We start from the raw sequence: 9,133 nt of genomic DNA, 5'->3' as shown, positions 1-9,133 counted from the left end.
GGTGTAGCGGGGGCGGGCCAGCGGCCGGCCGAGCACGTCGGGCAGCCAGTGCCGCTCGATGTCGGCGACCCCGCGGGCGATCAGCAGGGTGCCGCTGAGGATGGGCAGCCCGATCCAGATGATCGCGGTGCCCACACCGGCGGCGAAGCCGGCGACCAGGAGGCAGAAGCCGACGATGGCGACCGGGAACCCGATCAGCAGGTACCTGGTGTCCACGCCGATCTGCTTGATGAGGGAGCGCATGCCCATAACGCTACGAGTCTCGCGGCGTGACATCGATCCCGCCGACTTCAGTTCCGGGGTGGGGCTAGCCCTACCCCGGTCGGTGGTGCGGCGGCAACGGAAAGTGGGCAGATGGCATCACTGCGCCCGACCGCCTCCAGGCGAGAGGCTCGATGCACTCTCCCCACCCGTCTCGTGGACGAATCGAGCATCACATGACCATCCTCCTGGACCGCCCGGAAACCTCAGTCCGCTCCCCCGCGCCGGCGCGCCGCCCCGCGGCGAGGCCCGCCGCGGAGCACCGGGACGTGTTCATCGACGCGCTGCGCGTCTTCGGGATCTCGGTCGTGGTGCTGGAACACTGGAGCATGCCGCTGCTGTCCTACGACGGCACGCGGATCACCGCGGGCAACGCGCTGTCCGCCCCGGGGGTGTGGGTGCTGACCTGGATCATCCAGGTCATGCCGCTGGTCTTCTTCGCGGGCGGGGCGGCCAACTCGATCAGCTTCGGCCGGTTCACCGGCGGGCCCGCGGCCTGGCCGGCCATCCGGCTGCGGCGGCTGGCCTGGCCGGTCCTGGCGCTGGCCGCGGTGTGGATACCGCTGCCGCACGTACTGCTCAGCATGGGCGTGCCCGTCCAGCCGGTCGAGCTGGGGGCCAGGCTGGTCGGGCAGTTGCTGTGGTTCCTGGCGGTGTACGTGATCGCGGTGGTGGTGACGCCGCTGATGGTCAGGGCCCACGAGCGGTACGGCTGGCTCGTGCCCGCCGCGCTCGCGGCCGCGACGGCGGCGACCGACGCCGTCAGGTTCGCCTCCGGCCAGGAGTGGCTGGGCTACCCCAACATCGTCTTCGTCTGGCTGGCCGTCCACCAGGCCGGCGTGATGTACGCCGCCGGCCGGGTCACCCGGCCCGCGCTGCTGGCCGTGGGCGGCTTCGGCGCGGCGGCCCTGCTGGTCGCCTACGGCCCCTACCCGGGCAGCATGATCGGGATGCCCGGGGCCGGGATGTCCAACATGGCGCCGCCCAGCCTGGCCCTGCTCGCCGTGGCGGCGGGGCAGATCGGCCTGGTGAACCTGCTGCGGCCGTGGATCGTGCGGCTGCCCTGGCGGCGGGTGCTCGGCTGGGCCTCGCCGCGGATGATGACCATCTACCTGTGGCACATGCCCGCGCTCGTCATCGTCACCGGCGTGGTCGTGGTGGGCGCGGGCGTCGGCACCCCGGCGCCGGGCGGCGCCGCCTGGCTCGCCGGGTGGCCGCTGTGGCTGGGGCTGCTCGGCATGGTCCTGTACGGCCTGCTGCGGTGCTTCGCCCGCTTCGAGCGGGTGCCCGGCCTGCCGTACGGGAAGGCGGGCTGGACGGGCACGCTCGTCTCGGCCGGTCTGGTCGGGGCGGGCCTGCTGGCCCTCACCGTGCGCGGTTTCGCCACGGGCCTCGCGCCGGTGCTGGCGGTCCTCGCGATCGTCGGCGGGCTGCTGCTCACCGTGCCTTCCGCCGATTCCTGACAACCCGGGCTTGCCGGAGTGGTCCGAACAGTGCGCGGGCTTCGGCAGTATGGAAGGCGTGAGCCTCATCGATTACCTCCCTGACGACATCGACGCCGAACCGGACGCGATCTACGACGCGTTCGCGGAATGGAACGCCGGGCGGGGGCTCACGCTCTACCCCCACCAGGAGGAGGCCCTGATCGAGGTGGTCTCCGGGAGCAACCTCATCCTGTCCACGCCGACCGGCTCGGGAAAGAGCCTGGTGGCGGCGGGCGCGCACTTCGCCGCGCTGACCCGCGACCAGCGGACCTTCTACACCGCGCCGATCAAGGCGCTGGTCTCTGAGAAGTTCTTCGACCTTTGCGAGGTGTTCGGCACCGACAACGTCGGGATGATGACCGGCGACGCCAGCGTCAACGCGGGCGCGCCGATCATCTGCTGCACCGCCGAGATCCTGGCCAACGTGGCGCTGCGCGACGGGGCGGCGGCCGACATCGGCCAGGTCGTGATGGACGAGTTCCACTTCTACGCCGAGCCCGACCGGGGCTGGGCCTGGCAGGTGCCGCTGCTGGAGCTGCCCGAGGCGCAGTTCGTGCTGATGTCTGCGACGCTCGGCGACGTACGGATGTTCGAGGAGGACCTCGCCCGGCGCACCGGGCGGCCGACCGCGGTCGTCAAGAACGCCGAGCGGCCGGTCCCCCTGGTGTACTCCTACCGGCTCACCGCGCTGCACGAGACCCTGGAGGAGATGCTGTCCACCGGGCAGGCGCCCGTCTACGTGGTCCACTTCACCCAGGCCGCGGCGATGGAGCGGGCCCAGGCCCTGATGAGCATCAACATGGCCACCAAGGCGGAGAAGGAGTCGATCGCCGCCCTGATCGGCAACTTCCGCTTCACCACCAAGTTCGGCCAGGCGCTGTCCCGGCTGGTCCGGCACGGGATCGGCGTCCACCACGCGGGGATGCTGCCGAAGTACCGCAGGCTGGTGGAACGGCTCGCCCAGGCCGGGCTGCTGAAGGTGATCTGCGGCACCGACACCCTCGGGGTCGGCGTCAACGTCCCGATCCGCACGGTGCTGTTCACCGCGCTGTCGAAGTACGACGGCAACAAGGTGCGCCGGCTGCGCGCCCGCGAGTTCCACCAGATCGCCGGGCGGGCCGGGCGCGCCGGGTTCGACACCATCGGCTACGTCGCCTGCCAGGCGCCCGAGCACGTCATCGAGAACGAGCGGGCGCTGGCCAAGATCGGTAATGACCCGAAGCGGCGGCGCGGCTACGCCAGGAAGAAGCCGCCGGAGGGCTTCGTCGGCTGGAGCGAGGAGACCTTCGAAAAGCTCCAGACCGCCGAGCCGGAGCCGCTCGGTTCCCGCTTCAAGGTCAGCAACGCCATGCTGCTCGCGGTCATCAACCGGCCGGGCGACTGCTTCGCGGCGATGAAGCACCTGCTCACCGACAACCACGAGGACCGCAAGTGGCAGCGGCGGCACATCAGCCAGGCCATCGCGATCTACCGGTCGCTGCTGGCGGGCGGCGTGGTCGAACAGCTCGCCGAGCCCGACGAGCAGGGCCGCAGGGCCCGCCTCACCATCGAGCTGCAGGAGGACTTCGCGCTCAACCAGGCGCTGTCCACCTTCGCGCTGGCCGCCTTCGACCTGCTGGACCGGGAGTCGCCCGCGTACGCGCTGGACATGGTCTCCATCGTCGAGTCCATCCTGGACGACCCGCGCCAGATCCTGTCCGCCCAGCTCAACAAGGCGCGGGCCGAGGCCGTGGCGCAGATGAAGGCCGACGGGATCGAGTACGAGGAGCGGATGGAGCGGCTCACCGAGGTCATGTACCCGATGCCGCTTTCGGACCTGCTGCTCGGCGCGTACGAGACCTACCGGCACGGGCACCCCTGGGTGGGCGACTACACGGTCAGCCCCAAGTCGGTGATCCGTGACATGTACGAGCGGGCGATGACCTTCACCGAGTACGTGCAGTTCTATGAGCTGGCCCGCTCGGAGGGCACGGTGCTGCGCTACCTGGCCGACGCCTACCGCACGCTGTCACGGACCATTCCCGAGCACCTGAAGACCGACGACCTGGTCGATCTCATCGAATGGCTCGGTGAGCTGGTCAGGCAGGTCGACTCCAGCCTGCTGGACGAGTGGGAGGCGCTGTCCAACCCGCAGGCCGCGCTGACCGCGGCCCAGGAGCTGGAGGCCAAGCCGCGCCCGGTCACCGGCAACCCGCGGGCGTTTCGGGTGCTGGTGCGCAACGCGATGTTCCGGCTGGTCGAGCTGGCCGCGCTGGAGAAGGAGGACGAGCTGGCCGAGCTGGCCCCCGACGTCGACTGGACCGCCGCGCTGGACGCCTACTTCGCCGACCACGAGGAGATCCGCACCGACGCCGACGCCCGCGGCCCCGCGCTGCTCCGGATCACCGAGGAGAAGGAGTTCTGGAGGGTCAGGCAGACCGTGCACGACCCCGCCGACGACCACGACTGGGGCATCGACGCCCAGGTCGATCTCTCGGCCTCCGACGCCGAAGGCCGTGCGGTGCTGCACGTCACCGGGCTGACCCGGCTCTGAGTTAGCGGCCCGCTCGAAGGGCGCTGGAAGGCCGCTGGAGGCCATTCAGTCCATTTCAGCATGTAACCGGCGGGCAAGGGGTTTCGCTCATGCGCAGCGGCCGGCCGGCGATGGATGCTTGGTCTCATGGTGGACTTCCGAGCAGGTGAGAGCGTCCGGATCGGAGAGCGGTCGAGTCTTACGAGCGTCGGCGTGACCGGCAGCGCCGAGGAGCTTCCGGCGCCGGCGTCCGCGGCCCACGCCGGGGCCGGGGCCGGCGACCTGCGGGCCCCCAAGACCCTCACCGACGCGGCGGCGGCGGCCGGGCTGCGCGACCTCGGCATGGACCGCATGCTCACGGTGCGGAGCACCGCCCGCACGGCGGGCCGCCCCCATGTGCTGATCGAGCAGGACACCGCGCCGCCGCCAGGCGAGTTCCGGGTCGCGCTGGCGGCCACCGTCGGCGACGACGGGTACGGCATGCTGACCTGGCACCCGATGGAGCGATCGGGCGCCGGGCGGTTCACGGTGGAGCGGCGGGCATGGAACACCGCCCGGGGCTGGGCGGGCACGCTGCTGGTCAAGGTCTTCGGGTTCGCCATCGAGGAGGTGAGCGGCGACGTCGCCGAACAGCTCGCCGCCCGGATAGAGGAGCGCCGCCACCGCTACCGGCTGCGGGCCTGCCTGCCCGCCTCCTACGGCACCGACGTGGCCGACGACCTGCCCGGATCGGCGTGGTCCGGCCTGGTCACCGACGGCGGCGAGCGCCGCACGCTGCTGATGCTGCACGGCGCCTTCGGCCGCTCGCACACCGCCTTCGGCGGGCTGCCCGCCGACACGTTCGCCGAGCTGCACCGCGCCTACGGGGGCCGGGTGATCGCCTTCGATCACCACACGCTGATCCACGACCCGGCGGAGAACGTGCGCAGGCTGATCGGCCTGATCCCGGACGGCTCCGACCTGCGCTTCGACGTCCTCACCCACTCCAGGGGCGGCCTGGTCGCCCGCGAGCTGGTCCGCCAGGCCGCCGCCACGGGCGGGCTCGGGCGCAGGCGGCTGCGGATCGGCAAGGTGGTCTTCGCCGGCACGCCCAACGCGGGCACCACGCTGGCCGACGCCGACCGCCGCGACCAACTGCTGGACCGGATGACCACGCTGCTGGCCGTACTCGGCGGCGGCGCACCGGCCACCGAGGCCCTGACCCTGGTGCTGGAGCTGGTCAAACCGGCCGCGGCCGGGGTCATGGCCGAGCTGCCCGGGCTGACCTCGATGGACCCCGGCGGCGCCTACCTGCGCGGACTGGGCGCGGCGCGGCCGGTGCCCGGGGTCACCTACCACGCCGTGGGCTCGGACTTCGAGCCCTCCGGCGACTCCATGCTGCTCCAGGACCTCGCCGCCGACCTGATCTTCTCCGGCGGCAACGACCTCATCGTACCCTCGGAGGGTGTACGCGACCTGGGCTCCTCCGGCACCGTGGCGACCGGCGACGCCCTCATCCTCGTCCCCAAGGACGCGGTCCACCACAGCGCCTACTTCAGCCTCCCCAAGCCGTCGGCCCGGATCATGCAGTGGCTGCACCCCTGAAGCGGGCCGCTCGGCGCCGGTCAGCCTCCGGAGGTCTCCAGCTCGGCTCCCTGGGGCACCACGCCGTCGTAGGGGTCGTCGAGCCAGCCGTCGGGCAGGTGGACGCGCTCGCGCGGGCTGGACTTGCCGCGCGGCCCCTCCGCCTCGGCCGGCCACGGCTGGTCAGGGTCCAGCTCCGCCAGGTGGGCGCGCAACCCCTCCAGGGTCTCCGTGGTGGCCAGCGCCCGGCGCGTCTCCGCGCCGACGGTGAACCCCTTCAGGTACCACCCGATGTGCTTGCGGAAGTCGGCGATCGCGTGCGGTTCGCTGCCGAAGCACTCGACCAGCAGCGCGGCGTGCCGGGCCATGACGGAGGCCACCTCCCCCAGCGGCGGGCGTACGGGCCGGTGCGCGCCCTCACCGGTCAGCGCCGCGGCGAGGTCGCGGAACAGCCACGGACGGCCCAGGCAGCCGCGACCCACCACGACGCCGTCGCAGCCGGTGCGGGCCATCATCCGCACGGCGTCGGCGGCGCTCCAGATGTCGCCGTTGCCGAGCACCGGGATCTCGGGCACCGCCTCCTTCAGGCGGGCGATGGCCGTCCAGTCGGCGACGCCTCCGTAGTGCTGCACCGCCGTGCGCCCGTGCAGGGCCACCGCGGCCACCCCCTCGCCGGCCGCGATGCGCCCGGCGTCCAGGTAGGTCAGATGGTCGTCGTCGATGCCCTTGCGCATCTTCATGGTGACCGGCAGCCGCCCGGCCCCGGCCACCGCCGCGCGCAGGATCGCGCGCAGCAGGTTCCGCTTGTACGGCAGCGCGGACCCACCGCCGCGCCTGGTGACCTTGGGCACCGGGCAGCCGAAGTTTAGGTCGATGTGGTCGGCGAGGCCCTCCTCGGCGATCATCCGCGCGGCCCGCCCGACCACCTCGGGATCGACGCCGTAGAGCTGCACGCTGCGCGGGCTCTCCCCCGGCTCGAACCGGATCATCGCCAGGGTCTTGCGGTTGCGCTCCACCAGCCCGCGCGTGGTGATCATCTCCGAGACGTAGAGCCCGCCCCCCTGCTCGCGGCACAGCGTGCGGAACGCCGCGTTGGTGATCCCCGCCATCGGCGCGAGCACCACGGGCGGCCACACCCGCAACGGGCCGATTCGGAGCGCCTCCACCCGTCATTTCTACCCCATTCGCGGTGTACGACCGTCCCGGTCCCTTCCCGGTTAGGCACCGGCCCGGAAAACCCGCTAGAGTTCTCTCGTCGCCGCAAAACAGCGGCGGCACTGCGGACGTGGCTCAGCTGGTAGAGCATCACCTTGCCAAGGTGAGGGTCGCGGGTTCGAATCCCGTCGTCCGCTCGGAGAGGTCCCGTCACGACTGAGCCTCTGCTCGGTGGAGTGGCCGAGAGGCGAGGCAGCGGCCTGCAAAGCCGCGTACACGGGTTCAAATCCCGTCTCCACCTCAAAAGAATACCGACGAAGGCCTCGGGCGATTAGCTCAGTGGGAGAGCGCTACCTTGACACGGTAGAGGTCACTGGTTCAATCCCAGTATCGCCCACCATTTCTCCTGGCCACATGCCCAGGGATCCTGCCTCCCTCACCACCCGGAGCCGGGTGGAGTTCACCTGTCGGCCGGCGGCATCGGCGGATGGGATCAATGGCAGGCGAGCCGGATGGCGTCGGCCACCTCGGCCGGGGCGGTGGCGAAGACGGCGTGTCCCGCGTCCAGGGTCACCTGGGTGAAGGCGGTCGCCGGGGCCAGTTCGTCGGCGTGCCGGATCATCACGTCCTGCAGCGCGATGGGGAGGGCACGATCGCGAGTCGTGCGGATGTAGGTCCGTGGCACGCTCCCCCAGCGGCCGGCCGTCGCCCCGGTCGGCGTGGTGAGGAACGAGATGGGCTGGTCGGGGGTGAGGGCGGCGGCCATGGCGTGGAATTCGGCGCGGCCGAGGCCGGTGAAGTAGGCCGCGTGCAGTTCGTCCTGGTAGGCGGGGTCGGTGTCGCGGGGGTCGATCCGTACGGCGCCGACGACGGCCGGGTCGCCCACGTAGAGCCCGCCGCCGAGCGCGTTCTTCGCCTCGGGCAGGGCCAGGTACGCCCCGGCCGGGCCCAGCGACGTGGGCGCGAAGGACTGTTCCAGGCGGCCCGTTACGTCGGCGCGATCCTCGCCGTCGGGCTGGTCGGCACGGCCGCCCCCGGCGACCCGTCGGCGGCCGCCGAACCCCGCGCGCTCGCCGCCGGCACCATGCTCGCCCCGCTGAACTCGTCGATGGTGGCGGTGGCGCTGACGCCGGTGCAGCGCGAGTTCGGGTCGGCCGTACGGCCCAGCCGTCGCCGTCGCCGACGCCGCCGGTGTGCAGCCGGGCGCCGATCGGCCGGACGACGAACCCGGCGGCGAAGGTCAGCAGCGCGAACACGGTCTGCGCCGCCGATCCGGAGCCGCCGAAGAACTTGCTGCCGATCACGGGGACGAGCGCGCCGTACAGGAAGAAGTCGTACCACTCGAACGCCGTGCCCACAGCCCATGCGCCGACGACCTTGAGTTCTTGTTTGTTCATCGACGGGTTTCCTCCAGCTTGGAACGCTTTCCCGCCACGGTGCGGACGGCGGGTTGGAGTGACCGTAGGACCGGTGGCGGGCAGGGCCGCAAGCTGATGTCCCCGGTGCTCACCAGCGGCCGGCGCGGTGACGGTCGGCAGGTCATCGCCGTCCTCGAACGCGTCCGTGTGCCTGGCATCGGTGGGGGGCGAGCGCGCCTCCGCCCGGATCGGGTGCTTGCGGATAGGGCCTATGCGTCCCGGCATCGTCAGGTGGTCGAGTGCGGGGATCGGCAAGCTCAAGCGACACCGCGCGGTGGCCACTCGCCAGGACAAGCTCCTGTCCGCTGCGAGGCCACCGTGCAGATCGCCGCTGTCAATGGCTGGTCATCACCCGCTTTGCGGGCACAGGCTAGGCGAGCTTGAGAAGCAGTTCGCTCAGTTCGGCCAGCATGGTGATCATGGAGTCGTGGCCGGTCGGCAGTTCCCAGACCTGCGCGGCAGTGCCGTTGGGCTGGATCGGGGGGACGGGGCGATGGGTGATGCCCGCCGGCATGGCGCCGACATTGTGGATGTGCGTGCGCGGGATCGCGTTCACCGCGTGACCGACCACGAGCCGCTGCTGGAGTGGGTGGAGCGCATCGCCATGCACCTCGCGCGCGACGGAGTGCCGCCGATCGCCGGACGAGTCCTGGGCTGGCTGATGATCTGCGATCCACCCGAGCAGTCCGCCGGGCAGATCAGCGCGGCCATCGGCGCCAGCCGCGCCTCGCTCACCTCCA

7 protein-coding genes, 3 tRNA genes and 1 pseudogene are annotated in these 9,133 nt (G+C 71.7%); 7 read left to right on the top strand and 4 right to left on the bottom strand.

Going from position 1 to position 9,133, the window contains the following annotated elements; translation table 11 throughout:
- The coding region (locus tag C1I98_RS30065; protein ID WP_199537313.1) for a sensor domain-containing protein at positions 1-243 on the bottom strand (243 nt) is incomplete at its 3' end.
- Between the two features lie 194 nt (positions 244-437).
- On the opposite strand from C1I98_RS30065, the gene C1I98_RS30060 reads away from it, so the two are divergent.
- From C1I98_RS30060 to C1I98_RS30050, 3 genes are all read left to right on the top strand, one after another.
- On the top strand, positions 438-1,724 hold the full coding sequence (locus C1I98_RS30060; protein ID WP_111170763.1) for an acyltransferase family protein: 1,287 nt from the start codon (positions 438-440) through the stop codon (positions 1,722-1,724).
- Between the two features lie 49 nt (positions 1,725-1,773).
- Positions 1,774-4,278 carry a DEAD/DEAH box helicase gene (locus tag C1I98_RS30055; RefSeq protein ID WP_111170762.1) on the top strand — a complete coding sequence of 835 codons (2,505 nt, stop codon included), beginning with the start codon at positions 1,774-1,776 and terminating at the stop codon, positions 4,276-4,278.
- A gap of 126 nt (positions 4,279-4,404) precedes the next feature.
- On the top strand, positions 4,405-5,841 hold the full coding sequence (locus C1I98_RS30050; RefSeq protein ID WP_146607709.1) for an esterase/lipase family protein: 1,437 nt from the start codon (positions 4,405-4,407) through the stop codon (positions 5,839-5,841).
- 20 nt (positions 5,842-5,861) lie between these two features.
- On the opposite strand, the gene dusB is transcribed toward C1I98_RS30050, so the two are convergent.
- Positions 5,862-6,986 carry a tRNA dihydrouridine synthase DusB gene (gene dusB, locus C1I98_RS30045; protein WP_111170760.1) on the bottom strand — a complete coding sequence of 375 codons (1,125 nt, stop codon included), beginning with the start codon at positions 6,984-6,986 and terminating at the stop codon, positions 5,862-5,864.
- 113 nt (positions 6,987-7,099) lie between these two features.
- Between dusB and C1I98_RS30040 the strand changes: the two genes are divergently transcribed.
- The 3 genes from C1I98_RS30040 (at position 7,100) to C1I98_RS30030 (ending at position 7,375) form a co-directional block, all read left to right on the top strand.
- Positions 7,100-7,172, top strand: a tRNA-Gly gene (locus C1I98_RS30040).
- A 33-nt stretch (positions 7,173-7,205) separates the two neighbouring features.
- Positions 7,206-7,276, top strand: a tRNA-Cys gene (locus tag C1I98_RS30035).
- 24 nt (positions 7,277-7,300) lie between these two features.
- Positions 7,301-7,375: transfer RNA gene (locus tag C1I98_RS30030), tRNA-Val, on the top strand.
- 93 nt (positions 7,376-7,468) lie between these two features.
- Here C1I98_RS30030 and C1I98_RS30025 read toward each other — a convergent pair.
- Together C1I98_RS30025 and C1I98_RS30020 are read right to left on the bottom strand one after the other, a co-directional pair.
- Positions 7,469-7,861 carry an alpha/beta fold hydrolase gene (locus C1I98_RS30025; RefSeq protein WP_199537312.1) on the bottom strand — a complete coding sequence of 131 codons (393 nt, stop codon included), beginning with the start codon at positions 7,859-7,861 and terminating at the stop codon, positions 7,469-7,471.
- Positions 7,862-8,763: 902 nt separating this feature from the next.
- The gene (locus C1I98_RS30020) at positions 8,764-8,949 is read right to left on the bottom strand and encodes a hypothetical protein (RefSeq protein ID WP_233508306.1); all 186 of its coding nucleotides are present in this window, start codon (positions 8,947-8,949) and stop codon (positions 8,764-8,766) included.
- Between the two features lie 3 nt (positions 8,950-8,952).
- Here C1I98_RS30020 and C1I98_RS30015 point away from each other — a divergent pair.
- Positions 8,953-9,133, top strand: a pseudogene (locus C1I98_RS30015) (transcriptional regulator); the annotation flags it as partial.

It is taken from the genome of Spongiactinospora gelatinilytica, assembly GCF_003236385.1.
Lineage (GTDB): Bacteria > Actinomycetota > Actinomycetes > Streptosporangiales > Streptosporangiaceae > Spongiactinospora > Spongiactinospora gelatinilytica.
This window is presented reverse-complemented; position numbering and strand designations above follow the sequence as displayed.

Excerpts from the sequence above, each read along its gene's own strand:
- C1I98_RS30050 (WP_146607709.1), top strand. The coding sequence starts at position 4,405 with ATGGTGGACTTCCGAGCAGGTGAGAGCGTCCGGATCGGAGAGCGGTCG.
- C1I98_RS30060 (WP_111170763.1), top strand. The coding sequence starts at position 438 with ATGACCATCCTCCTGGACCGCCCGGAAACCTCAGTCCGCTCCCCCGCG.
- C1I98_RS30055 (WP_111170762.1), top strand. The coding sequence starts at position 1,774 with ATGGAAGGCGTGAGCCTCATCGATTACCTCCCTGACGACATCGACGCC.